Source organism: Alkalibaculum sporogenes (assembly GCF_009362815.1).
GTDB classification, from domain to species: Bacteria; Bacillota; Clostridia; order Eubacteriales; family Alkalibacteraceae; genus Alkalibaculum_A; species Alkalibaculum_A sporogenes.
On the sequence record NZ_WHNX01000005.1, the window covers coordinates 1 to 24,164 of the forward strand.

The window sequence follows — 24,164 nt, forward strand, 5'->3', positions numbered from 1 at the left end:
TAGCGAAATAGACGAGGGAAGCGAGTATGTTTCGCTACGCGGACATTCGCCAAATGTCTGCAAGCAGACATTTATTCCTCTTCAAAGACAGCCAAACACGCTTCGCCTGTTTCTCTTTCTTTTCATCGTCCTTTCGCGTCTGCTTGCAGACGCTTGGCTCATTGTTTTCGCGATAATAAAAAAGCATCCATTAGGATGCATCATTATCTATTAAAACATCTATTTTTAGTTTTTTTTGCACTTTTTTTTAGAGCTTGCTGTCTTTCGTCACTATCCTTTAGAAACTGAGAAACTCGATCGTCAAAAGTAGGGGCGTGGTTAGTTACATTGCTCTTTTTAAAATTATTATTATTTCTTGGTCTTTGTTGTTCTACTTTTTTAGGTTGGGCTTGTCTTATAGATAAACCTATCTTCCCTTCAGCAACAGATATTATTTTTACTTTTATAGTATCGTTTTCTTTTAAATGATCAGAAACTTCTTTAACATATCCATCTGCGACTTCAGAAATATGGACTAAACCAACTTTTCCTCCTATATCTATAAATGCTCCAAACTTTGTTATGCTCTTTACTACACCTTCTACTATTTGATTAACCTCAAATGGCATTGACAAAAATCCTCCTCGTTAAATTAAACCTATTTTTTTTCTGTATCAACTTCTATAATAACTTTTTCTTGGGGATAAACTAGTCCAAAATATTTTCTTGCTAACATTTCAACGTAATTATCAGAACCTATTTGCTCTAATTCATTGTCAAGTTGTTCCAGTTTGTCCTTTTCTTGGGATAGCTGGATTTCAAGATTATTCTTTTGATTTTCAAGTTTATAGTACTGAATTTCGACTGAGATTATATTGATAAGAAAATAACCTGTTAATACTACTAGTAATAATAGCATCCTTTTGCTTAGTTTTTTCTTCTTCTTTTTCTTTCTCACCGACTGCCTTCCCCTTTATGAATAATAAGTACATTATTTCATAAATCGGTCAAAAATACAAGTAATTCAACTTTTAAAAAGATATGTTTTGTATTTTTGAAAATCATTATATATCTTAGTGTAAATTTTTTTAAGGCATAAATCAACTCTTCTTTTCTTTCCTAATAGTTTTTTGAAAGGAAAAAATATAATGTTTAAAACAGCTACTACTTTTCCAATAACTAGTTTCAATATATTTTTTATGATAATAAAAATCTTTCTAAATAGTTTGCTTAATGTCAGAAAATAAAGAAACCACCCTAGTGCAAATCCAATCAATACATAGCTTCTAAATGTTATATTGTTTACATAAAATAATAATCCAATAACAATAGTAAAGGCAACAGCCCAGAATAATAGATCAGTAATTGATCTTCTTTTAATTATATTTCCACTTATTAATACATCCACTACATCATAAACAATCCCTATTATAATTCCACCATATAGAGTGTACAGGAAAACATATAATTGCAAATAGATATTTTCGTACATATTAGTCACCTATATTCTATTTAAAGAGTTTACTGAAAATACCTTCTCCCTTTGAAAATAGCTTGGATTCATCGTTGTATACAAATGAATTAATGAGCCCTTTAACCTCTAATTCACCTTCTTCTAAATTCAATTTTACTATATGTAGATCCTCCCCACCTATAGTAAGCAAGCCTAAATCTGTCTCTAGTATCACTGCTTCTTCATTGAAACTATGCACATCTTTTACCCCTGTAAGTCGAAGTTCCTCTCTTGACAAAAGCTCTATCTTCCCACTTCCTTCAATTCTCTTTGCATCCATTAGTTGCACCTCCTTAGATATATACTATATATATGTAGTATATATCTAAGATATTCCTTGCTTGTTTAATCATTATTAGGAAATTCATCAAGGGTTTTAAATATATAACCATTAGATTTTAATTCAACTATTACATCTTTTAAAGCTTCCACATTACTTTTAGAAACAGTATGAAGCATAAATATACTACCATCATGATAATATTTCATAATTGTGCTATAAGCAGCATCTCTTCCTGGTTGATTATCTATTTCCCAATCCATATAAGACAAAGACCAGAATACAGATGTATAACCAAGATCATACGCTATTTCTAAAACTTGTTCTGTGTAGATTCCAGAAGCTGGTCTGAAATACTTTTTATCAAAACTTAGTCCAGTGACTTCACTGTAACTATTTTCAAAATCTACGATTTCCTTTTTAATCTCTTGTATCTCTAATTTTGATAAATCAGCATGAGTATTTCCATGATTAGCTACTATATGACCTTCTTCCACCATTCTCTTTATTATTTCTGTATTACTACGCAAATAGCCACCTGTAACAAAAAAAGCTGCTTTAACGTCTTCTTCTTTTAAAATATCTAAGATATCCATAGTATAATTATTATGTTCATATCCACAGTTAAATGTTAGATATATTTCATTATCTTTACCCCCAACTACAAAGATTTTATATTTATCAATATATTGATCAACATAAGTCGGAAAAGTTGGTCTCTCATTGTTTTCTTCTTTTTGTATGAACCAATCCTTCTGTTCATTATCTGAATTGTTTATCTCCACGCTAATTTCTTGACTCGACATTAAGAAATTATTTACTAGAGAAATAACTATCATACAAATAATGAAAATTAGGATAAATGGTAAATAAGTGTACTTAAGTTTCATAGACTCTCCTTTAATATATACTTATATAATTTTATTAAAGATAAGAGCGATTAATTACTAAATTATGAATATTGAACATAGTAATTATAATGAATAATTATAGAAGAAATTTGAAAATAAAAAGAAGATTTAATAACTTTGTGACTTTTAATAAAAAGCTTTTACTACTTATAGCGCTTTTTACCTTGTCTCTATATTTACACTCTCTAGGAACAAAGTCAGAAACCGGTCAGTACAAAGAGTATATAGTAAGCGACACTTTACTCTTCTTATTTCCGACCGAAGGACTTATTACAGCTCTAGATAAACCTGGAACTCATGAAAATAGCAAAGCAGTAGATATCGCAAATGAAGAAGATACTCCGATCTTTGCAGCTATGGATGGTGAGGTGATATTTTCAGGCCCTAAGGATGGATACGGTAATTGCATTATTATAAGCCACGACGACAATTACAGCACTTTATATGCCCATCTAAATAGTTGTTTAATAGAAAAATTCAAGAGAGTAAAAAGAGGAGATAAAATTGGACTAATGGGTAGCACTGGCAATAGCACTGGCCCACATCTTCACTTTGAAATAAGGTTCAATGATAAAAGAGAAGTTATTTTAGAATATTTCCCATTTTTAGAAACAAAATTGTATGTAACACAAAAAACAAGTACGGCTAACATAGTCAAGTAATAAAAATTTCAATGAAATTATAATAAGTGTTAGACAAACTAATAGAGACTTATTAGAAATTTGAGAAATTGAGAAATATGAACTATAATTGCTATGAGAATTTACAATATAACCACTTAAATTTTTTATTACATTTAATCAATGCTTTATTCTGTTATAATCATTGCTAAGTTGGGTAATTACTATGTAATAACTATTTACATTGTAAAAGTTACGCTTTGTTAGGGACTATATGATTTAAAAAGATACAAAAGGAGATTACAAATTGTATACAGGTAACACATATATGTTATTGTTTTTCATTTACGGATTAGCTTTTTTTTGTATGGGTATATCAGCCTTTCAACAAAGGACATTAAAAGACAGTAATCTTCCTTTATTAAGGGCTATTAAACAACTAGGTTATTTCGGTATTATTCACGGGCTAGTTGAGTGGATATTGATGGTACTCATATGGAATGAATATCCTCAATACAGTATTCAATTATTTATAGTCAGTACTTTTTTAAATACCCTTTCCTTTGTCTTCTTATGGATGTTTGGTATTAACCTTTTTGAAGATGAAGTGATTATAAAAAAATATTTTATGAAAATACCACTATTAATATTCACATTTTGGATTGCCGCATTTTTATTATTACTTTCTAGTATGGATAATTACATTGAAACCTTAAAAACTCTTAATGTTACAAGTAGATATTTTATAGCATTACCAGGTTGTGTTATTGCATGTATAGGATTATATAAAAGTGGGAAGACAATTTATGCTCTAAAATTAAAAAGAATATCAATTAAATTTAAAGTTCTCGCAGTTTTATTTGGATTATATGGTATATTTGCTGGACTCATTGTTAGTAAGCATCATTTCTTCCCTGCTAATATAATAAATGAAGAGAGTTTTATTCAACTTTTGGGTTTTCCAGTTGAAATAGCAAGGACAGTAGTCGCAATTGCTATTACTATCTTATTTATTAATGTAATCAATATATTTATGTGGGAAGCAGAGTACAAAATAGAAAAGTTAAGTAAACAGCAATTAATCTGGCAAGAAAGAAGAAACTTAGGGCATGAATTACATGACCGAGTTATTCAAAATATTTTTGCAGCAGGATTAGCTATTGAAAATTTAATAGAAGATAAAGATGATAAAGAGTTAGATAAATTAATAAATATAAAAAATCTTCTTAATCTAGTAATAGACGAAATAAGAGGCTTCATCAGTAAATCCTCAATTGAAAAATTTAATATCAATGAGTTCAAAAATAAATTAATTGAACTGATTGATAAACTAGAAAATGTCAGCAACCTAACTATTGTCTTGGATTATAAGGTTCCTGAAATGACTTTGGGACATATATCCTCGGAGAGATTGGTACAAATATATTACATTATTCAAGAAGCAGTAAGTAACTCGATTAAACATTCTCAGGGCAGTGAAGTTAAAATAGATATTAAGTCCAATCTAAAATCATTAATAGTATCAATTTCTGATAATGGCCAAGGTATATATATGAAAGACATTGATGTCTTTAAACATTATGGTTTAGCTGCTATGAAAGAAAGAGCAATTTCAATTAATGGCGACTTTAATATAAATAGCAGCAGCGCTGGAGTATTAGTAATACTTGTAGTACCTTGGGAGGGGATAAATTATGAAGAATGATATAATTAAAATATTGTTAATAGATGATCATTCTGTTGTCAGGTTAGGCATAAGATCCTTAATCGAAAAAAACTCAGATATGATGGTTTGTGGAGAGTATGGTACATTAACTGCAGCATATGAAAACATTAAAGGACTTGAACCAGATGTTGTTTTATTAGATATTAAATTACCTGATGGAGATGGCGTTACAGGTTGTATGACTATAAAAACCATGTGTCCACAAACTAAAGTAATTATATTAACAGCTTATGGAGAAGACTCTTTAATAGTAGACGTTATTAAAGCTGGTGCAGATGGATATTTACTTAAAAATATTGATAGTAAAACAATTATATCTTCAATTAGAGGTGTAACAAAAGGGGATTCCATACTAGATCCTAATGTTATAAGCAAAGTATTAGGTCTGTTAAAGAACAAAGATACTGATGATGTAAATTTAACACAACAGGAGCAAGAAATATTAAATTTGATAAGCGAAGGTAAAACTAATAAAAAGATATCTAAAGAGATGTTTATAACCGAGAAAACCGTTCGAAACTACGTGAGTATAATATTAAAAAAAATAAATGTTAGTAATCGTACTGAAGCAGCACTCTATTGGATAAGGCAAAAATCCCTTAAATAAAGGACTTTTGTCTTGTATAAAGGACATTTGACAAGTATCAAAATATATACAAGCAATGATAATATATAAGCAAGTTATCAAAAAGTATATTTTCGTTTGTCTACAAATTAACAATTAATTCCAAACAAGTTTAAAAATATAAAATGGAGGTTTTACTATGAAGAAATTATTAGTACTTATGTTGTTAGGGATATTTATATTTGCACTTGCAGCATGTAATAAACCCGATTACTCTGGTGCATATACAGGTTATTCATGGAAAGACGAAGCAAATGGAGTGTCTTTAGAAGATACTACTGAAAAAATCGAAACTACTTTAACACTTGACAGTGATGGTATAATCACAGCTGTGGATATGGACTTTTTAGTTCTTAAAGATGATCAATGGATTAAAAGAAATGATCCAACAGCGGTTGTTTCCTTTGATACTTCTATTGAGCCACAAGCAGTAGTTCTAGGGGATAATGACATTGAGCAAGGGATTTCAATGTTTGATATTAAAGTTAATGACACAATGTCATTATTTGTAGTAGGTGTTGATGATAATGGTACTGTCGCTTATGGTGTTGTAGATCCAATGATTCGTTATATTTTAGAGTCTAAATTTGATTCTAATTATGATTTTAGCACGCCAATCGGAGATTTGACAATCAACAATGGATTTGTACCAACAATTAGAACCTCAAGTGGAGGAGCAATTAAACCAGAAACATGGGAAGATATTGAAAATACATCAATTTTAGATATAAGCGATTATTCTCATGTTTACAGTGTACGCGGTACTTATGAAGGCATTACTAATGATACAACAGTTCAAGAATTACTAGAGTTATCAGGAGTATCTTTTGTAGACGGCACTCCACAACCTATGGCTGCAACTTATGGTTATCATTCAGCAGGTGGTTGGTATGGAAACTATAAAAATATTGAAGAAACACTAATTGGGAAAAACGCTACTGATATGAAAGGACTTGTAAGTTATACAGGCAAAGCATATAATGGCAATGACTATGCTATCAGTGTCAACGAAGAAAATTTCTTTGGTCTTAATAAAGACACAGTAAGTGGTGCGACAAACTCAATTCAGAAATCTTATGACACTATTTCGGGTGCAACCGTTAGAATGTCTCGTGAAAATACTTCCTTCCAAAGAGCATTAGTCGAAGCAGGTATTATAGAAGAAGATGATGTTATTAAAGGAAGATTTTAAGTTTTGTCTCTCGTGATTGTGCAATAATCTTTGTGAATTAGCTTTAAATAGATAATAAATTTTTAAGTAAGGTAGTCCCAAAGGGCTATCTTACCTTTATTTTTATCTTTCAAAAGTTGTCTTTCCTGAAACTGACCCCCCTAATAATAAGTACGATCTAGACTCTATTATATATAACATCTAGTTTAATAATGTTTTATTCCACATTAACAGGCAATAAGACTCCCGTCGTAGTTTGCAGGCTTCTACTGACTGATAAAGTCCAAGGATCGAAGAATTACCATTATCCTTTTTCTTAAAAAAATTATAAAATATCTTTGGTGGTAAATTCTCCTCTCCTATTAGATACTGTACTCTCTGACGGCATCTGCAAGACCGTCTCCTTCTAACTCTTCTACCTTAAAATATTTCGCTCCCATGGCCTGTGCAATCTCTTGGGCAAGCCCCAGTTTAATAAAATCATTTTCTGTATCCACAACTATTGATTGTATCCCTACCTCTTTCAGTTTCTTTGCCATCTTGAGCGCATCCTCAAAAGCATCTTCTTCTTGGAGAGATACATTTGTCCGACCATCGGAAACTAATACTATAATAGGAAGGATATCAGGATTTTTCTTTGTGGCATTTTTAATAATCTCATAACCTTTTAACAAGCCCGCTGCCAAAGGGGTTCTCCCACCTGTAGGCAAGGACTGTAGACACTTCTGTGCTAAATCTACACTTCTAGTTATCTGCAATACGGTTTCTGCTTCATTTTTCCGAAAAGCAATAAGTCCCACTTGGTCTCTCTTTTGATAAGCATCGTTTAGCAATGATACGATAGCTCCTTTTACTGCTGACATTCTTTTTTTTGCTCCCATAGACCCGCTAGCATCTACAATAAATAGAATGGTACTCCCTGTACGTTTTTCTCTTCGTTTTTCACGAAAATCAGTATGTTCTATGGCAATAGATAGACCGTGATTTTCTCTGTACGCTTGAAAAGGGGCTGCTGCTCTTATTGTGGCATCGAAAGCGATATCATGTAATTTCCCTTTTGGTATACCATTTCTTACATACTGACCCTTATTGGAATCCGTCTTTGTTTTGGCTCGTTTTCCTTCTCCTTTTCTTTTTTTTCGGTCCATGGGTTTAATATTAAGATTTCTCACCACAAAAGTTCTACCAATCTCATCTATCTGATCAACACTAGTTTGATCATTCTGTGGATTTTTTTGAGTTTCCTCATTATGCCTATTATTTTCCATGTTATCATCTGGAGGTAAGTCAGGCTGTTCACTTTCTTCTTTCTTTGAACGATTATCTTGCTGTTGTTCTTGCTGTTCCTGTGTTTCTTTTTCTTCCTGTGTCTCTTGTTGTTCCTGTGTCTCTTGTTGTTCCTGTGTTTGTTGATTTTCTTCATCCTGTTCCGCCTCTTGAGGAGCTTGAGTCTCTTTGGGAGGTTCCCTTTTTCTATGGGGAAGTGCGTAATCCGCGGCTTCTTTAATATCTTTTATAATGATGTTTGTTCTTTTTTCTAAAGCTGCCATAGCCCTAGCAGTTTCAATAATAACCAATTCCGCTCTATGACCCGCGCAATTTGAACTTTCTACGATTTGCGCAGTCAAAGCCATTACATTTTCTGACACCTTCACTCTATGTAAAAATTCCATAGCCTCTTGAATCTCTTGTGCTAAATAGTAGGTTTCCATCTCCCAACTTTTGATAAAATCCATTGGAGATTTTTCATATTCCAACCTTCTTGCAATAATTTCTTTCCGCTCCAATAAACTCTTTGAACCTGTTACCTCTACATACAATCCAAAGCGATCTAGAAACTGCGATCTTAATAATCCTTCTTCTTGATTCATAGTACCTACCAAGATAAATTGAGAAGGATGGGAATATGACATCCCTTCCCTTTCAACTTTATTTACTCCAGAAGACGCTGTACCTAAAAGCACATTTACGATATGATCACTTAATAAGTTAACCTCATCTACATATAATATATTCTCATGGGCTCTTTGAAATATTCCTGGTTCGAAACTTCTTCTCCCGTCCGTCAACGCCTTTTCCATGTCTATGGTACCAACCAACCGATCCTCTGTGATATTTAATGGTAAATCAACCACTTGCCTACTCCCTGATACTTCCGCCAACCCTCTCACCAAAGTAGACTTGGCAGTTCCCTTTTCTCCTGCTATGATCACACCTCCGATTTTAGGATTAATTACATTAACTAGGAGTGCTTTCTTTACTTTTTCTTGTCCAATAATAGCAGCAAAAGGAAAGACAGAAATGGACATACTATGCCACCTCAATTTCATTTATGATTTTAGAAACCCGATCTACATTAAATGCTCCTTCTTCAAAGGGCGTTTTTCTCATTCGATGGGGAAGTACTAGCTCAGCTGCTTCTAATAGATCCTCTTTAGACACCATCTTTCTACCCATAAGAGCTGCAATAGTCATGGCTGTTTTAATCATTGCAATATCTGCTCTATGTCCATCTACATTCATTTCAATACTTATTCTTGCAGTCAATTCCAAAATCGATTCCTCATAAGTGACATCCTTAAGTATCTTTTGTGCTATTAAGATTTGTTCCCGCAAACTTTTTTGTTCTGCTTCAAAGGACTCTGAAAATTCCTTATAATCTTTTTCATATTCTAATCTATTTTTAATAACCTCAATCCTAGTCTGTTTATCTCTTTCTCCTAAAACATCCACAACCATACTAAATCGATCTAAAAATTGAGGTCTCAAGTCCCCTTCTTCAGGATTCATGGTACCTACCAATATAAATTTTGAAGGATGTGAATAGGATACCCCCTCTCTTTCTATGGTATTGACACCCATTGCCGCAGAATCTAATAAAACATCTACAATATGGTCTTCCAACAAATTGACTTCATCTACGTAAAGTATATTACGATTTGCTTGCGCCAAAATCCCCGGTTCAAATCTCTTTTGTCCTTTTTTTATGGCATGTTCAATGTCAAGACTTCCTACCACTCTATCTTCAGTAGCACTTATAGGCAAATCAATTACCTTCATATTTCCAAATGTTTCAGGCAAAAGTTCATTATTTTTCAACTTGTCCTTACATTGGCTACACAAACTGCTTGAATCAATAGGATCACATCCAAAAATACAACCATCTACTTGAATCCTTTGAGGGAGTAGTTCTACTAAGGCTCGAACGGCAGTGGATTTCGCGGTACCTTTTTCACCTCTAATTAACACGCCACCCAATAGTGGATTGATTATATTGAGCAGTAATGCTTTTTTCATTTGTTCCTGCCCTACAATGGCAGTAAATGGATAACTTCTATTTGCCTGATTCATTATACTCTCCTTCCTTTGTTAATTATTGTTTCACTTTTTTAACGACACCATATAATGCGATCATACCAAACATTGCACTTAATACTGTTATTAGAATATTAAAATCATCTGCTGTCTTGGGTGATTCCGTTTTGTTAGTATTTTTCTTTGTATCTGAAGTAGCTGATTTATTCGTCGTGGTATCTTTTTTTTCTGTTCCTTGTACTAAATCAGCTGTGTTCCCTTGAAACGAGAGATCAATCGTTTGTGTTGCCCCCATTGCCGGTACCATCACACTAACAGGTACCGTTGCATTTTCATTAGATATAGAAAATTGATAGGTTGTCCATTCACCTGATGTAGAGATAACTTTAGCGGATGATCCTCCCACTTTAACCTCTGTTAAGCTTGTATTTTTGAAAGCTACTTGTGCTTGAATTTTACCTCCTGAAACGACGATTTTGGCTGGGCTTTTCACTGAACCTGCACTTCTAGATTCAGTCGTTTCCCCTGACTTAAATACCTTAACTCCGATGTTATAAGTAGCATCTTGTAAGGATACAGCTGCTTGAACGGAAGACCCAATGGATATCATTAATATGAACCCCACTACTAATGTTAAAATAAAATTTCCTTTTCTCTTTTGAATAGTCATACTACTCTTCCTCCTTTAAATTTGTATTATTGATATCAGCTGTTCTCTTCATTCTGTGAAAAATATTAGAAAAAACAAACTGTAATATCTAATTTTATGATCATACATTTTAAAATATTTATTTGGATCGTATCAGGACTGATTAGACATACCATAAATTTTTGGTTCTAATTGCTTTCAACCATCTTCGCATGAATAGTAAATCTTGCATTTTCAAATTCGTAAGTACAAGTTGATAACGTTAATATCTTATCGTTTTTCGATAAGTGTGCAGTCGTATCGTAGAGCGAACGCGATTGAATATCTTTTAAAAACATTTCGAATTCTTTATCATTTGAGAAATCTGTTTGAATATAATCAAAATCTATAGGGGTAATATATGCTGAAAAAATCTCCCATTGTATTTCTTTATATAAGGTATCGAATTCTATAAAAGGATGTTCCTCATAATATGATTTTTGCTTATAGGCGACTAATCCAGAAAACATAGATTTATCTTTCATATGGTGACCGTAAATGATCGTATTACGATCTAAGCCTTTCCCTTCGTTTCTAAAATCCATAAAGATTGATCCTGCCCGCGTTTGTTCATTTTTAATATTATGATATAAATAATAGTCATTATTATCGGTTTTCAGAACAGGATAATCAATCTTGGTGTCGTTAATTTTCACCCAACCCACTACATCTGAATTTATTACTATGAAAGGTTCCAATTTCGATATTACATGCTTCTCTATATTGCTATTTTCCAGTACTTTAAGTTCTTCCTTCTTCAACTCTTGTAATTCATTATATAGTTGCTCATTTTTGTAACTGTTCCATATATAGCTTCCAACTACATATATCGAATATAGAATGATGAAAATCAATATTAAAGCTATCATTTTTAATCCTGTTTTATTTTTGTTACTCTCCATGGCTACCCCTATCATTTTTTAGTTACTTTTCACAGCCTCTTTGATGGATATGCCATATTTATCTATAAAATAAGCTTCCAGAACTTTTACTTCCATTGAAGTATTTTCTGAGGCACTCTCCCATCTACCTGCATCTTTAGCACTTTGAGTGCTATCTGTATGATCATCCCCTTCTAATCGAACCAATTCTTCTTGTTCTAGATCATAATAGTAGTAAAAGCCTGTACCCATCGCTGATACATAATAATATTTTTCCACTTCGTTATTCGCGTAATCAAATAAATAGTAATCCGCGGTTTCTCTACCTGTTAAATCAGTTTTTACAAATTTCGCATAGGGTTTTTCTCCTTTTTCTATAGAGATGAGTAATCCCGAATCTTCGAAGGGACTGGTCTTTGTATCCGTATAAGATAATACGCCATCTGTTTCTACAAAGGTTTTCGCTAAAGGGTCTTTGGCACACCCCCCAATCATGATAGCAATAGAAATGAATAATAATAGTATTGTTATTTTTTTCATGGATATCTCTCCTCGTTTAGGTATATCGGATTTGTGTTTCATAACTTTTCCTCGATATCTCCTTCTACCTTAAGATAGACTTCTTTTATCTTATCTAATTGTATGGCAGTGGCTTGCCAGTAACCCCTATTATAGTACTCCATCATTTTTGCCAATATGTCCATATAGGCATAGGGATTATTTTCAGCAAGTTTTTTACATAGCTCTTCATCCTGAATATAACGCTGAAATAAATCCTCGTAAATCCATGCCTCTACCTGATTGGTGGTGGCCGCGAGGCCTAAGATATTTTCAAATCTTTTAGAAATATTTTGTACCCCATGATAGTTATGTTCCAACATGCCATCGATCCATTTTGAATTCAGCAATCGTGTGCGAACTCCCCTAGCAATAGATTTTTCTACACTTTCGCTGTAGATTTTTTCTTCTGTTGTATCTGTAATGTACATCTTGACTTTTTGATTTTTCACCATTTCTACCGACTTTGCTAAGCCACCAAAAAATTCATAATAGTGATCTAAATCTGTAATTTGATATTCATGGCTACTCCGCACTTGCGATATGATCTCTACACTTTTTAAATTTTCTTTATGAAGTCCCTCTACTTTTTTCCCTCGGTCACGTCTATTATAGACATACTGCAGCTTATCCAAAAATACGTTGCCAATCTGCTCTTCTTTTTCCCAGTTTTTAGTTTCAAATATGCCTGTGATCCCCGTTCCATATTCTCCTTCTCCTGGGCCGAATATCCTCGCCCTGGCAAGTTCTTTGGCTTCTTCTACTTCATATCCATTTTCTAAGAGCTTCTCATAGTTTTTCAAAGTATTTCCTTTGATATAATTCTCTTCCTCTTTTTCGTCTAATATAACCAATTGATGTAATACATCATCCATACTTTCAATTAAATTCGGAAACATATCTCTGAAAAAACCACAAATATGAATGACTACGTCAATCCTTGGGCGTCGTAATTCTTCCATGGGAATGATCACGAATTTTAAATCCCATTCATTCCTTTTAGATGATATTTTTACTCCCCAATAAGAAAGGATCTGACTAAAGGTTTCCCCTTGGGTTCTTGATGTCTCTAACCCCCATAAAATAACAGCTGTAGAGCGTGGATAATTACCTTCCTCTGTTTTATACATTTCAAGGGTATTTGCACATATTTGATTTCCTCTTTCAAAAGCAGTCTGAGTGGGGATCAATCTTGGATCAAACTGATATAAATTATATCCCGTTGGCAAAATTTCTGGATGCCTGTAAATATCCCCAGCTAATTTTGCAGGATTATACCGCCCTTCCAACACCCTCAACAACCCTTCCATCTCATGGTTTTTTTTGGCGTCTACCATGATTCTTTTTCCAAATTCTAGTACGTAATTAAAATCTTCTTTTTGTTCTTTATGTATATACGGAAATTCTTCCATCAACCCATCATTTAAATAAGCATCAAATAAAATATCTGCTTCTTCTTTTAATTCTTTAATGGCTCCATAATCATCCTCTTGAAATAATTGTTCCAGATTATATCCTTTCACATTAGCAATCAACTTTATAAGAGATGATCTATCTCCATGTCCATAGTCGAGTAAACTTCTTGCATATACTTTTGCTTGTTTACTATCAAATCCTACACCAAATGTATGTAGCCCTTTAGGAATAAGACTTGTCTTCATGCGATACAGCTCACATTCTATTTCTTCAAGATTCTGTGGCATATGTAATTCCTCAGCCATTTTCAATATACTGTCTTTTATATCTTGGCTTGCACTTGGAGATATAGCAATGGACTGATGGTAATTATCCAACATTATCGTAAACTTAGAATACCTCTCTTCTAATTCTCCCTGAACAAATAATGGAGGTTGATACCCAATAAGATTGGCATGGGATCTTCGTTTGGCAATGGTTGCTTCTGAGGGGTTTCCTGCATAATAAAGATATATATGAGGTATATCTCCTAACAACTTATCTGGATAACAATTCCCACTCATTCCACATTCTTTTCCTTTTAAAAATTCTAATGTTCCATGGGTACCTACATGAATGATCACATCTGCCTGGAACTCCTTTTGAATCCATTGATAAACAGCTATGTACTGATGATGAGGGGGTATAGTTTTGTCATGATACACCTTATCCGCTTCTTCATGGATTCCTCTAGATGGCTGTAATCCTAGAAATACATTTCCTTGGAGTATTCCAGGAATGAACAAATCACCTTTATCTGTCATAATGTTCCCTGGAGCTGGCCCCCAAGTTTCTATAACTTCGCCATCATCAAACTTGTCTTGGAGGACTTTCTTATACGTCTTCCCAGGATATCGAATCATCCCCTCCCAATCGTCTCCGTATTTTGCGGAATTCACTGCCTTACCTGCTGTAAATATATCCATGAGCTCTTCTTTTGATAAGGGTTGTACCTCATACCCATCTGTATGGAGCCCTTTTATTATTTGTTCTACGGATGCAAAAGTATCTAAAAAGGCTCCTCCAAACAAATTGCTTTCACCTGGAGGATAGTTATAACACATAATGGCAATTTTCTTCTCCTTGTTCTTCTTTTTCCTCAAGGAAAGATGTTTTTTTACTCTGGAAATCAAATGTTGAAGTCGTTCTTCGATGATTGTTATTTCATGAACTTCCACATCAAATTTTCCGTTATATTCAGTACCACCCATGGCTCCTATTGGATAGGTCTCAATACATCCATCCAATTCGGGAAGCATAATGGATATTAGCACTTCCGATGATGTGCATCCTTGCACAGATTCTTCCCACTCTTGTATGGTTTTTCTTGTCATAAAAAAGGGATGTAAATAGGGAGCATCTACTTCCTGTAATAAATTGATTCCAGCTTGAAAGTTTCCTCCCATTGGTCCTGCTCCAAGACGAAAGGACATAAAGTTTAGAATAAGATCTACTGGGGCACCAATGGATTGCAAAAGGAATTCCTTCAACTTTTCTTCATTCTCTTCAAAAGGCCCTGACACAGCTATAGGAATTGCATTGGAGAATTCTTTCATACTCTCTTGTATCATGCCTACACAACTGGAAGTATCGTTTGGATAGGTATGTCCATAAAAAAGAATGACCACAATCGGCTTTTCTGGATGTAAGGGAAAATCTTTTTGATAACTTTCAAAATCATCATAAAAACTCATGGTTATCGGGTCACTTAGATACACACCATTGACCTCTCTGGGTTCTTTGGGCTGAGGTAACTCCTTTTGACGCCCATATTCTCGTAGTAGGAGATAAAGCATGTTTTGTATATTATGTTTATCTGCTACTCTAAAATACTTCATGATAAGGCCGTAATTTTGCATATCTTTTACTTTTTGTGGTATGATTTTACCCATTTTATCTGCCATGTTTTTCATTTTTTTCATGGTATCCATGTTCATTTTACTGTCAGTTCTTTCAGCAGATTTATCAGCTGTAAATTTTCCAAGTCGAAGATATTCTCTAGCGCTATTTCCATAGGGGATAATATTTCCGGTACATCCCTCTAGGGCTTTATATATCGCTTTAATAATGGTTGGTGTACTTCCCATTAAATCTACGAAAACCATCTGACTATCCATAATATCCTTGGTCATTTTTTTAATCTGTTGTTCACTCATAGGAGAGGCAGTATCGTAAAGCTTTAATTCTAAAGATTGTGGGTAGTTTTCACTTATTTCTTTTTCTGCGTGAATTAATTTATGTATTACCGATGCAGAGACTGTTGCAAATGTAATCTTCACTTTTCATCCCCCTTATGTTCATTCTGTACTTTCGTAGCATAAAAAATGGGTCTATGATTTTCGCGATCCATTATGATTTCTGCCTCTACATGAAAAACTTCTTGTAATACTTCACTTTCTATAATCATCCAAGGATCGCCTTGTCGAACCACTCTTCGATCTTTTAAAACAATTAATTCATCAGAAAATCTAACTGCATGATTGATATCATGTAAAACCATTAGGATAGTAATTCCTTCTTCTTTATTTAATTTTGAAATCAATTCCAAAATCTCAAGCTGATGGGCAATATCCAAGTAGGTGGTGGGCTCATCTAGAAGTAAAATTTCTGGTTTTTGGGCTAGAGCCATTGCTATCCAAGCTCTCTGCCTTTCTCCCCCTGAAAGTGTATTGATCTTCCTATGAGATAAAGCGTCTAACTTCGTCATCTTGATCGCCCAGTTAATGATTTTACTATCCTCTATCTCTGACCCTTTCCACCACGATTTATGAGAAAAGCGACCATACTGCACTAGATTTTTTACAGTTACATCATTACTATTAGTATTATTTTGACTTAATACAGCCATTTTTCTAGCCAAATATTTTATCTTCATTTTAAATATATTTTCACCGTTTAACAGAATCTTTCCTTTATTGGGTTTGATACTTCTACTTATTGTTCTAATAAGGGTTGTTTTCCCGCATCCATTAGGACCCACTACGGCAACTATTTTCCCTTTTGGAATTTGTAAATTTATTTCTTCTATTACATTTTTATCTTTATAACTCACATTAACATCTTCAATGTCTAAAATAAATTCTTTTCCCATCAAGCTTATCTCCTTAGTAAGTATAAAAAGAACGGTGCTCCCAACACTGCCATAACAATTCCAACGGGGATTTCAACTGGACTGAACACAGTCCTTGCAAAGGTATCACTAAATATTACTAACGTTGCACCTAAAAGAGCCGAGGCCGGAAACATATACTTATAATCGTTACCCAACAACAGTCTAACACTATGTGGTACGATCAATCCCACAAATCCCAAAAGACCCACTACGCTGACGGCACTTGCAGCCATAAGAGCAGCTAAAGCTGTAAACCCAATTCGCGTTACTTCTACATTTAACCCTAGACCTCTTGCAACATCATCCCCTAATACTAAAATATTTAGTTTATTAGCAAATATAACAACCAAAATCATACCAATAATCGTATAAGGTAAAATCGTTTGTACTTCCGGCCAACTCCTAGAAGAAAGACTTCCATTCATAAAAGTAAGTGCCCCATGTACCCGATCGCTGAATAGAACTAGGGTACCCGAGATTCCTGCACCAAAAAGAGCCGAAACAGCAACTCCTGCAAGTATAACTCGTGTGGGTTGTATCCCCCCCTTCCACGCTAATATATAAATAATAATTGCTGCAAGCATAGCACCACAAAAAGCCACTAAAGGTACCAAATGTTGATATTGAGGAAAAATCACTAGGATCACAATCGCAAACAGACCTGCTCCACTGCTAATACCAATAATACTTGGGTCAGCCAAGGGATTTTTCATGACTCCTTGTAAAATAGCGCCAGATAAAGCAAGATTACATCCTACCAAAGCGGCTAATATCATTCTAGGCAAACGTATATTCCATATGACCATCCTATCTGAACTACCGTCATCATTCATGATTACCTCAAATATACGCTCCACATTTAATGAGATAGTTCCTTTTGCATTCCCTAATATAAAACCAAATACCAATAGAAGTGCAATAATGACAATAATACTTATTTTATATCCTTTCTTGTCTTTTAGAGACTCTTCATTTTCCATACCAATCACCTAGATTTCCATATATCTCAGGATAGATTGCCCTAGCCATGTATTCGATAGCTTCTCCATAATATGGACCTGCATTATACAGGAAATACTCTTGAGGTAAATAAATCACCCTTCCTTCTGTTATCCCTTGTACGCCTTTCCATACGGGGTTATTTTTGAATTGATCTTCCATTGTTTTTATTGCAACTTCATTGTTGGCAATCATACTCGTTACCAATATGTAATCAGGATTTTTTTCTACAATATATTCAATATCCAAGGGCGTATTTTCAGAGCCTATGGTATCAGGAGGTAACTCGCTGGCTATATTTTTTAGATTTAACATTTTTGAAATGTCCCCTGCAATGCTATTATCTAGTTTTACAGAAAGAGCATTAGATGTCACATAAAGAATTACTACTGTCTTTTCTTCTTGAGGTAACTTTTTAATGATATTATTTTTTTGTTCTTCTAATTTCCTAATGATTTCTTCCGCTTCTTCCTGTGCATCTAATATTTTTCCAAATGCCCTATAAATGGATAATACCTCTTCATAAGTTTTGGTTTGTGTACTGATCACTTGAAATCCCATTTCCCTTAGCTTTTCTGATTGAGTGGTTTGAGGACCATATTGAGAAATGATCAAGTCCGGTTTTTGATCAATAATAGCTTCCATATCAACAGCATAAACTGCTCCAACAGTAGGAAGGCTTCCAATTTCATCCTTATAATTGGATATTAACTTTATATTTTCAGATATATTTGAAGTGCAAATAGACTTTCCGCCTAGACTATACCAAATATTTAAAGGTGTACCTGATAGTACCGCTACCCTTTCTGGTTTTTTATCTAATTGAATTTCCTTACCAAGGAAATCTATTACTCTTAAGGGATAGGTTTCTCCTTCCACAATAATTGGAGAATTTATTTCTTGAGATTTTTCTTTGCTCTCCGTAGCTTTTAAAGCATTAACGCCAGAGAGTTTTGCACAACTGGTAATGCTTATTAATAAAATCAGAATTGCACCCATATAGCTGATCTTCTTTATCCACATTGATATTGTCCTCCCTTCTATATGTCCGATAAAACGAAACATTATTCAGTAGGGGTTTTCTTCATCTCCTACTAAATATTAGTAGAGTCAATCGGGCTTTTACAGACACTTAATCCCCCACTTAGCTTTATAATCATCTTGAAATCTTGAAGTAGGAACAATACCTAATTTATCTAGCCTGAAAGGCAAGAGAAATTGAATGGTATTGACCCTGTCAGGGTTGGCGTGCTTTGTAGTGACTGAATGGAGCTAGAAACCCGGGCAACCTATGTCAGAAGTCTTAAGTCTTAGTACCTGTTAATGCCGGATAAATGGATAGAAAGAGAGCAGACCTGAGATATGCCCTCTCCATGTAATTATTGTTGAATTTTTAATCTTTTTACAACACTGTATAATGCGATCATAGATATCAAAATACTTAAAGGTAATAGGGTATTAAAATCATCAGCCGTTTTGGGAGATATTACTTTTTCAGTACCTTCTGTGTTAGTAGTTTCTTCTACCGGTGTCTCATTTACTGGTTCTTCTCCTACTGGTGTCTCATTTACTGGTTCTTCTTCTACTGGCGTCTCATTTACTGGTTCTTCTTCTATTGGCGTCTCATTTACTGGTTCTTGTATTAAATTAGCTGTACTTCCTTGGAATGCAATGTCAATTACTTGAACCATTCCCATTGCTATCACTCGCACACTTACAGGTACTGTTTCATTTTCATTGGAAATAGTAAATTGATAGGTTGTCCATTCTCCTTCTGTTGAAACAACTGTAGCTAGAGTTCCACCAACTGTAATATCCTGTAGACTTGTATTTTTAAAAGCTACTTGCGCTTGAATATTACCTTCTGAAATAATTAGCTTGGCTTTCTCTGTAACAGAATTTTTACTTAAAGAATCTTCTGTCGTCCCAGTTTTAAATACCTTAACATTAATTTCATAAGTTCCATCTGCCAAAGTTGTTGCTGCTTGAACTGTAGGTATAATGGAGACCATTAATACTAGAGCCATTAATAGTGATAAAATAAAAAATCTTTTTCTTTTAATTAGAATAGACATGCTATTCCCCCCTTTAAATTTGTTTTTTGATATCAGCTGTCCCATTAATATATAAATAGAAACTTAGCTGTAGCATCCCGTTCGTTCGTTTTAGCTAGATAATTACTTTTAGATTCAACTTATATCTTAGCTTAGCTTGTCTTACTCCTTCATGTAACGATAGTTCCATTTCGTTCAGAATGACATTTAAATATAAAAAGCCTCTCAACACATTAGTTGAAAGGTTTTACCCAGATAGATATAATTGATCTATCATAATAGCACCCCTCCATCACTCGTAGAGTTACAGTGTTTCAAAACAGGCAGGTCTTCTGGCTCGAGCATCATCGTCTCCTCTTACCTTACTTATTAAGTGGTATTCTTAGAGGAACTCTTCTCTTACAGCGGCGGGACCGCGTGGGATTTTCACCCATCTTCTCTTTTCACCGATCCATAATTTAATCATAAAATTATGATCGACACCTATTTTCTATATAGTTATTTGCAATACCATATGTAATCTTTCTTCTTTATCCTACTTCTATATTTTCATTTCTATAGGATGATTGAATTGTCTTTACAAAACAAATCATTTCCTCTACAGAAGTCACTTTGTTTTCATATTCTATTTGAGTTCTGTCAATCATAATCACAGGAATATTCAGTACTCTCGCAGCATTGATTTTCTCGATGGTTCCTCCAGTATTCCCACTTTCCTTGGTCACCAAAACAGAAGCATTACAGTATTTTAAGAGTTGAATATTTAATTCTTCAGCAAAAGGACCTTTTATAGCAATTAGGTTTTTTGCGTTAAATCCTAGTTTTTCACATTTTGAAATTACCTTCCCATCAGGTAGTAATCTTAAAAATACTCTTTCTTTGTAATTTGGTATTTTAGTAAAGATATCTATTTTACCACTACCTAGAGTCAACATGATATTTCCTTGAAGTGTAAGCAATCGTTCTAGTGCTTCTTCATGACTTTTTACTCGAATAATATCCTCTCCTTGAATTAGAGTTTCTTCACGTTCAAACCGACTATAGAGTATCTTGTTTTTCTTACATACGCTCACTGCATTTTGGGAAATATCAGTAGCAAAAGGATTCGAAGCATCAATAATACAGATAATATCGTTTTGAATAATTAAATCACTTAAATTTTTTTGGGTCATTCTGCCTTCATATATGTGCAATCTCTTAATATTCTTTAATAAGTCACTTCCCAGTCTCGTTGTAACAGTTGCAATCACACCTACATTTATTTCTAATAATTTATTAATAATATTCGTTGCTTCTGCTGTTCCGGCTATCACTAATATCTGACTCATTTAATCCTCCTACTTTCTAATTCAGTATTGGACACAATCCACAATAATACGTGGTCATTCGCCAAATAACTGCAAGCTATCCCTTTGCTCTTTGTCTTCATCACCACAAGCAACATGCTTCGCGAGTTTCTTGTTACGCGGACAGTCGCCAAATGTCTACGTCTTCGACGTATTATTTTCATATGATTGAAAGTTTGACTTTAGCAAGCTAAGTCTTTGTCTTCACGACCACTAGCAACACGCTTCGCGAGTTTCTTGTTACGCGGATAGTCGCCAAATGTCTACGTCTTTGACGTATTATTTTCATATGATTTATAGTTTGACTTTAGCAAGCTAAGTCTTTGTCTTCACGACCACTAGCAACACGCTTCGCGAGTTTCTTGTTACGCGGATAGTCGCCAAATGAAAACAAGTTTTCATTTACGGCTTATTTACCTACTACAGTCAAATTAGCAAGCTATTTGACTTTCTTAGATAAATAAGCCTACGAAAAGTTCTTTTCGCTTTGCTCGTTGTCTTCACGATAAAAAAGATCCCCATTGATTGGCAACCCAATACAATGAGAATCTATCTAAAAAAAATAGCATGCTTCATTAGTACACCCTCTATCACTCGTAGAGTTGCTCGTGTCTAAAAATAGGCAGTTCTCCTGGCTCAAGCATCATCGTCTCCTTATGCATTCCTAATGGAAGTTGCATTCCTAAAGGGACTCCTCTCTTACAGTGGCGGGACCGCGTGGGCATTTCACCCATCTTTCCTTTTAATCGATTTATAATTTTACTCGTAAAAATCATAACCGACACCTATTTCATTTTTTATATAGTTTTTATGTATTTACTATATCACATTATACAAATCATGTCACGATGAAAGATATATTTCAAGAATTAATTACATGGATGGTTATTTAAACTACTTTTCAATATTACCACCTTCAAACTCTTATATCATGGATAAATAATCCTGTTTTGGCTTCTCGGCAGGTGAAATTTTTGTCACCTTTATCTGTGGTTCATCGTATCCCATGTATTGACCTATATGAATGACTCCCTCTACTGTTACCCAAGTGTCCACTTTCAGCTCTGAAACCTTATCGTATTTACATATAACACCAACTGGTATTAAGTCAGCAACACAACAACACATCATCATACGATCAGGTATAAATTCGTTATCCTTCTTCATGATCTTTAAAAACAAACCCTTTTATCGTAATTTGATAACCATCATACTTCTCCTTATTATTAAAAAGCTCGACAAACCAAGGATTATTTTCCTACATCAAAGAATTCTGCCTGGGAATGGAGAATGAACAGATTAATCTTATCCTTTTGTGACGTCATTGTTTCCATTTCTTCATAGCAACCGCAGCTGCACATAAACCCGGCAAATCTACCTGTTAATACCTTTTGCCGGGAGCGCCAAATTTCAAAGGTTACACCAATCAATATTGCAGATATAATTACAAGTCCTACTCGAGTTACCACGATAGATTGGCTTCCACTGTAAACGCATTTTATTTGTATTTACATTAATTATTAATTTGCGAGAAAAACTAATTTTAGTAAAGTATTGCTCAAAGAGAAATTTTAAATAATTTTATTAGCATAAAAAATACCGTAAAAAAACAGTTGCGATAGCAACCAAGTTCTGCTAACATATGAACATAGGTATGGAAAGAGGATAGAACTATGAAAGAAAAGAAAAAATCTTTAATCAAAGCTATTTCAGCCATATACAGATACAGTCAAACTTATATAGGCGAAAATATAAAAAAATACAATATTGGTAAAGGACAATGGAACTTCTTAACCCAATTATTATTCAATGAAGATGGACTTACTCAGGAGGAATTAAGTGACACCCTACATATTGACAAAGCCAACACTGCGAGAGCTTTAAAATTACTTGAAGATGAAGATTACATATATAGACAATTAGATCCCAAAGATGCTAGAAAGAAACGGATCTACGTAACAAATAAGTCTCGTGTTTTTGAAGAAGAATTTCATTGTGTGTTTAAGGACTTGAATAAAATATTATCTAAAGATTTTACTCCGGAAGAAAAAGAAATGGCAAGGATCCTCCTTTATAGAATGCTAGATAATATTATAGCGTACAGAGAGACTCAAGGGAAAGGAAAGTGATGTTATTATGGATATTTTGATGAAACCTATAGGGTATATACAATCTCCTTTTAAAGAAAAAAAACACATTCCCAAACAAGCAACAATCTCCGAAGGAATAAGTGCAAGCATACAATTGTTGAATGAATATGAAGTGGGAATTGAAGATATTCATGAAGGTTCCTATGGTATAATATTATTCTATTTCCATGAATCCGAAGGTTATTCATTAAAGACTATCTCCCATAAAACCGGTAAGATGAGGGGGATATTCTCCACTCGTTCTCCCAACAGGCCAAATGGGATAGGATTCTCCATTGTAAAATTTACTAAAATTCATGGAACAACAATAGAATTTCAAGGAGTAGACATGATCGACGGTACCCCTGTACTCGATATCAAACCCTATGATGAGGAGCTAAACCCTAAAATATAGTTGAATCTTAAAAACTGAATATATAGAATAGGTATCATTTATTCTTTTGAAGAGAAAAATAATAAATGATTAAAGGGGAAGATGGGTGAAAAACCCACGCGGTCCCGCCGCTGTAATAGAAGAGTCCCTCCATGAATGCCACAATTTAAAAAGGCAGGAGGAGACAATGAAACTTGAGCCAGAAAACCTGCCTGTTCTAGCACACGAAAAGACTCTACGAGTGATAGAGAGGTGTAATAGGACAATCATAGCTTTTTTTCCTATATATTGAATATAAGTTTATTTCAAAACCTCTTAACAATTCGTTGAGAGGTTTTATTTTTATTGCTTTTATCGTGTATCCAATACAGAAATCACCTATTACTATATTAATGGATAATACGTTAA

Annotated in this window: 25 protein-coding genes and 3 riboswitches; of the genes, 7 read left to right on the forward strand and 18 right to left on the reverse strand. The window is 34.0% G+C overall.

Annotation, left to right across the window (positions count from 1 at the left end; all coding sequences use genetic code 11):
* Positions 1 to 214 (forward strand): hypothetical protein (locus GC105_RS17020; protein WP_207706935.1); only part of this gene is annotated, 214 nt, incomplete at its 5' end.
* Here the strand turns inward: GC105_RS17020 and GC105_RS03895 are convergent.
* From GC105_RS03895 to GC105_RS03915, 5 genes are all read right to left on the reverse strand, one after another.
* Positions 204 to 608 (reverse strand): S1 RNA-binding domain-containing protein, encoded by a 405-nt coding sequence (locus tag GC105_RS03895; RefSeq protein ID WP_152801926.1) that lies wholly within the window; start codon positions 606 to 608, stop codon positions 204 to 206. The two genes, GC105_RS17020 and GC105_RS03895, sit on opposite strands and share 11 nt — an antisense overlap.
* 29 nt (positions 609 to 637) lie before the next feature.
* A complete protein-coding gene (locus GC105_RS03900) occupies positions 638 to 937 on the reverse strand; it encodes an FtsB family cell division protein (protein ID WP_152801929.1) in 300 nt (99 codons plus the stop codon).
* A 66-nt stretch (positions 938 to 1,003) separates the two neighbouring features.
* A complete protein-coding gene (gene yabQ, locus GC105_RS03905) occupies positions 1,004 to 1,471 on the reverse strand; it encodes a spore cortex biosynthesis protein YabQ (RefSeq protein ID WP_152801931.1) in 468 nt (155 codons plus the stop codon).
* A 16-nt stretch (positions 1,472 to 1,487) separates the two neighbouring features.
* On the reverse strand, positions 1,488 to 1,772 hold the full coding sequence (yabP, locus tag GC105_RS03910) for a sporulation protein YabP (protein WP_152801933.1): 285 nt from the start codon (positions 1,770 to 1,772) through the stop codon (positions 1,488 to 1,490).
* Positions 1,773 to 1,837: 65 nt separating this feature from the next.
* Positions 1,838 to 2,662 (reverse strand): polysaccharide deacetylase family protein, encoded by an 825-nt coding sequence (locus GC105_RS03915; protein WP_152801935.1) that lies wholly within the window; start codon positions 2,660 to 2,662, stop codon positions 1,838 to 1,840.
* 89 nt (positions 2,663 to 2,751) lie between these two features.
* On the opposite strand from GC105_RS03915, the gene GC105_RS03920 reads away from it, so the two are divergent.
* The 4 genes from GC105_RS03920 (at position 2,752) to GC105_RS03935 (ending at position 6,846) form a co-directional block, all read left to right on the forward strand.
* Positions 2,752 to 3,345, forward strand: coding sequence for a M23 family metallopeptidase (locus tag GC105_RS03920; RefSeq protein WP_152801937.1), 594 nt, complete (start codon positions 2,752 to 2,754; stop codon positions 3,343 to 3,345).
* Positions 3,346 to 3,610: 265 nt separating this feature from the next.
* Positions 3,611 to 5,008 carry a sensor histidine kinase gene (locus GC105_RS03925; RefSeq protein ID WP_152801939.1) on the forward strand — a complete coding sequence of 466 codons (1,398 nt, stop codon included), beginning with the start codon at positions 3,611 to 3,613 and terminating at the stop codon, positions 5,006 to 5,008.
* Positions 4,998 to 5,636 carry a response regulator gene (locus tag GC105_RS03930; RefSeq protein WP_152801941.1) on the forward strand — a complete coding sequence of 213 codons (639 nt, stop codon included), beginning with the start codon at positions 4,998 to 5,000 and terminating at the stop codon, positions 5,634 to 5,636. Before GC105_RS03925 ends, GC105_RS03930 begins: the two co-directional genes overlap by 11 nt.
* Positions 5,637 to 5,793: 157 nt before the next feature.
* A complete protein-coding gene (locus GC105_RS03935; protein WP_152801943.1) occupies positions 5,794 to 6,846 on the forward strand; it encodes a hypothetical protein in 1,053 nt (350 codons plus the stop codon).
* Between the two features lie 341 nt (positions 6,847 to 7,187).
* Here GC105_RS03935 and GC105_RS03940 read toward each other — a convergent pair whose 3' ends face one another.
* From GC105_RS03940 to GC105_RS04000, 13 genes are all read right to left on the reverse strand, one after another.
* Positions 7,188 to 9,134, reverse strand: a complete 1,947-nt coding sequence (locus GC105_RS03940) for a magnesium chelatase subunit D family protein (RefSeq protein ID WP_152801945.1) — start codon at positions 9,132 to 9,134, stop codon at positions 7,188 to 7,190.
* A gap of 1 nt (position 9,135) precedes the next feature.
* The gene (locus GC105_RS03945; protein ID WP_152801947.1) at positions 9,136 to 10,176 is read right to left on the reverse strand and encodes a magnesium chelatase ATPase subunit I; all 1,041 of its coding nucleotides are present in this window, start codon (positions 10,174 to 10,176) and stop codon (positions 9,136 to 9,138) included.
* A gap of 22 nt (positions 10,177 to 10,198) precedes the next feature.
* Positions 10,199 to 10,810 (reverse strand): NEAT domain-containing protein, encoded by a 612-nt coding sequence (locus GC105_RS03950; protein WP_152801949.1) that lies wholly within the window; start codon positions 10,808 to 10,810, stop codon positions 10,199 to 10,201.
* Between the two features lie 167 nt (positions 10,811 to 10,977).
* Entirely contained in the window at positions 10,978 to 11,730 is a 753-nt protein-coding gene (gene srtB, locus GC105_RS03955) for a class B sortase (protein WP_193708275.1), read from the reverse strand.
* A gap of 18 nt (positions 11,731 to 11,748) precedes the next feature.
* Complete coding sequence (locus tag GC105_RS03960) at positions 11,749 to 12,291, reverse strand: hypothetical protein (protein WP_246169710.1); 543 nt, start codon at positions 12,289 to 12,291, stop codon at positions 11,749 to 11,751.
* Positions 12,288 to 16,001 (reverse strand): cobaltochelatase subunit CobN, encoded by a 3,714-nt coding sequence (locus tag GC105_RS03965; protein ID WP_343029944.1) that lies wholly within the window; start codon positions 15,999 to 16,001, stop codon positions 12,288 to 12,290. The genes GC105_RS03960 and GC105_RS03965 overlap by 4 nt, the downstream gene beginning before the upstream one ends.
* Positions 15,998 to 16,813: an ABC transporter ATP-binding protein gene (locus tag GC105_RS03970; protein ID WP_152801953.1), complete on the reverse strand. Its 816-nt coding sequence runs from the start codon at positions 16,811 to 16,813 to the stop codon at positions 15,998 to 16,000. Before GC105_RS03970 ends, GC105_RS03965 begins: the two co-directional genes overlap by 4 nt.
* 5 nt (positions 16,814 to 16,818) lie before the next feature.
* A complete protein-coding gene (locus GC105_RS03975) occupies positions 16,819 to 17,814 on the reverse strand; it encodes a FecCD family ABC transporter permease (protein WP_152801955.1) in 996 nt (331 codons plus the stop codon).
* Positions 17,804 to 18,856 carry an ABC transporter substrate-binding protein gene (locus tag GC105_RS03980; RefSeq protein WP_193708276.1) on the reverse strand — a complete coding sequence of 351 codons (1,053 nt, stop codon included), beginning with the start codon at positions 18,854 to 18,856 and terminating at the stop codon, positions 17,804 to 17,806. The genes GC105_RS03975 and GC105_RS03980 overlap by 11 nt, the downstream gene beginning before the upstream one ends.
* Positions 18,857 to 19,212: 356 nt before the next feature.
* Positions 19,213 to 19,908 carry an NEAT domain-containing protein gene (locus GC105_RS03985; RefSeq protein ID WP_193708277.1) on the reverse strand — a complete coding sequence of 232 codons (696 nt, stop codon included), beginning with the start codon at positions 19,906 to 19,908 and terminating at the stop codon, positions 19,213 to 19,215.
* A 284-nt stretch (positions 19,909 to 20,192) separates the two neighbouring features.
* Positions 20,193 to 20,389: riboswitch (cobalamin riboswitch) on the reverse strand.
* Positions 20,390 to 20,417: 28 nt separating this feature from the next.
* Positions 20,418 to 21,215, reverse strand: a complete 798-nt coding sequence (gene cobK, locus GC105_RS03990) for a precorrin-6A reductase (RefSeq protein ID WP_152801959.1) — start codon at positions 21,213 to 21,215, stop codon at positions 20,418 to 20,420.
* Between the two features lie 622 nt (positions 21,216 to 21,837).
* Positions 21,838 to 22,037: riboswitch (cobalamin riboswitch) on the reverse strand.
* A gap of 120 nt (positions 22,038 to 22,157) precedes the next feature.
* On the reverse strand, positions 22,158 to 22,400 hold the full coding sequence (locus GC105_RS03995; protein WP_152801961.1) for a TIGR03943 family putative permease subunit: 243 nt from the start codon (positions 22,398 to 22,400) through the stop codon (positions 22,158 to 22,160).
* Between the two features lie 83 nt (positions 22,401 to 22,483).
* On the reverse strand, positions 22,484 to 22,702 hold the full coding sequence (locus GC105_RS04000) for a hypothetical protein (RefSeq protein WP_152801963.1): 219 nt from the start codon (positions 22,700 to 22,702) through the stop codon (positions 22,484 to 22,486).
* Positions 22,703 to 22,906: 204 nt separating this feature from the next.
* Between GC105_RS04000 and GC105_RS04005 the strand changes: the two genes are divergently transcribed.
* Together GC105_RS04005 and tsaA are read left to right on the forward strand one after the other, a co-directional pair.
* Positions 22,907 to 23,362, forward strand: coding sequence for a MarR family winged helix-turn-helix transcriptional regulator (locus GC105_RS04005; protein ID WP_152801965.1), 456 nt, complete (start codon positions 22,907 to 22,909; stop codon positions 23,360 to 23,362).
* 7 nt (positions 23,363 to 23,369) lie between these two features.
* The gene (gene tsaA / locus GC105_RS04010) at positions 23,370 to 23,777 is read left to right on the forward strand and encodes a tRNA (N6-threonylcarbamoyladenosine(37)-N6)-methyltransferase TrmO (protein ID WP_152801967.1); all 408 of its coding nucleotides are present in this window, start codon (positions 23,370 to 23,372) and stop codon (positions 23,775 to 23,777) included.
* Between the two features lie 12 nt (positions 23,778 to 23,789).
* Positions 23,790 to 23,986, forward strand: a riboswitch (cobalamin riboswitch).
* Positions 23,987 to 24,164: the final 178 nt, after the last annotated feature.

Excerpts from the sequence above, each read along its gene's own strand:
- GC105_RS03995 (WP_152801961.1), bottom strand. The coding sequence starts at position 22,400 with ATGAAGAAGGATAACGAATTTATACCTGATCGTATGATGATGTGTTGT.
- srtB (WP_193708275.1), bottom strand. The coding sequence starts at position 11,730 with ATGGAGAGTAACAAAAATAAAACAGGATTAAAAATGATAGCTTTAATA.
- GC105_RS03970 (WP_152801953.1), bottom strand. The coding sequence starts at position 16,813 with ATGGGAAAAGAATTTATTTTAGACATTGAAGATGTTAATGTGAGTTAT.
- GC105_RS03945 (WP_152801947.1), bottom strand. The coding sequence starts at position 10,176 with ATGAATCAGGCAAATAGAAGTTATCCATTTACTGCCATTGTAGGGCAG.
- yabP (WP_152801933.1), bottom strand. The coding sequence starts at position 1,772 with ATGGATGCAAAGAGAATTGAAGGAAGTGGGAAGATAGAGCTTTTGTCA.
- GC105_RS03950 (WP_152801949.1), bottom strand. The coding sequence starts at position 10,810 with ATGACTATTCAAAAGAGAAAAGGAAATTTTATTTTAACATTAGTAGTG.
- GC105_RS03980 (WP_193708276.1), bottom strand. The coding sequence starts at position 18,856 with ATGTGGATAAAGAAGATCAGCTATATGGGTGCAATTCTGATTTTATTA.
- GC105_RS04005 (WP_152801965.1), top strand. The coding sequence starts at position 22,907 with ATGAAAGAAAAGAAAAAATCTTTAATCAAAGCTATTTCAGCCATATAC.
- GC105_RS03930 (WP_152801941.1), top strand. The coding sequence starts at position 4,998 with ATGAAGAATGATATAATTAAAATATTGTTAATAGATGATCATTCTGTT.
- GC105_RS03895 (WP_152801926.1), bottom strand. The coding sequence starts at position 608 with ATGCCATTTGAGGTTAATCAAATAGTAGAAGGTGTAGTAAAGAGCATA.
- GC105_RS03975 (WP_152801955.1), bottom strand. The coding sequence starts at position 17,814 with ATGGAAAATGAAGAGTCTCTAAAAGACAAGAAAGGATATAAAATAAGT.
- GC105_RS03985 (WP_193708277.1), bottom strand. The coding sequence starts at position 19,908 with ATGTCTATTCTAATTAAAAGAAAAAGATTTTTTATTTTATCACTATTA.
- GC105_RS03935 (WP_152801943.1), top strand. The coding sequence starts at position 5,794 with ATGAAGAAATTATTAGTACTTATGTTGTTAGGGATATTTATATTTGCA.
- GC105_RS03920 (WP_152801937.1), top strand. The coding sequence starts at position 2,752 with ATGAATAATTATAGAAGAAATTTGAAAATAAAAAGAAGATTTAATAAC.
- GC105_RS03960 (WP_246169710.1), bottom strand. The coding sequence starts at position 12,291 with ATGAAACACAAATCCGATATACCTAAACGAGGAGAGATATCCATGAAA.
- GC105_RS03940 (WP_152801945.1), bottom strand. The coding sequence starts at position 9,134 with ATGTCCATTTCTGTCTTTCCTTTTGCTGCTATTATTGGACAAGAAAAA.
- yabQ (WP_152801931.1), bottom strand. The coding sequence starts at position 1,471 with ATGTACGAAAATATCTATTTGCAATTATATGTTTTCCTGTACACTCTA.
- tsaA (WP_152801967.1), top strand. The coding sequence starts at position 23,370 with ATGGATATTTTGATGAAACCTATAGGGTATATACAATCTCCTTTTAAA.
- cobK (WP_152801959.1), bottom strand. The coding sequence starts at position 21,215 with ATGAGTCAGATATTAGTGATAGCCGGAACAGCAGAAGCAACGAATATT.
- GC105_RS03915 (WP_152801935.1), bottom strand. The coding sequence starts at position 2,662 with ATGAAACTTAAGTACACTTATTTACCATTTATCCTAATTTTCATTATT.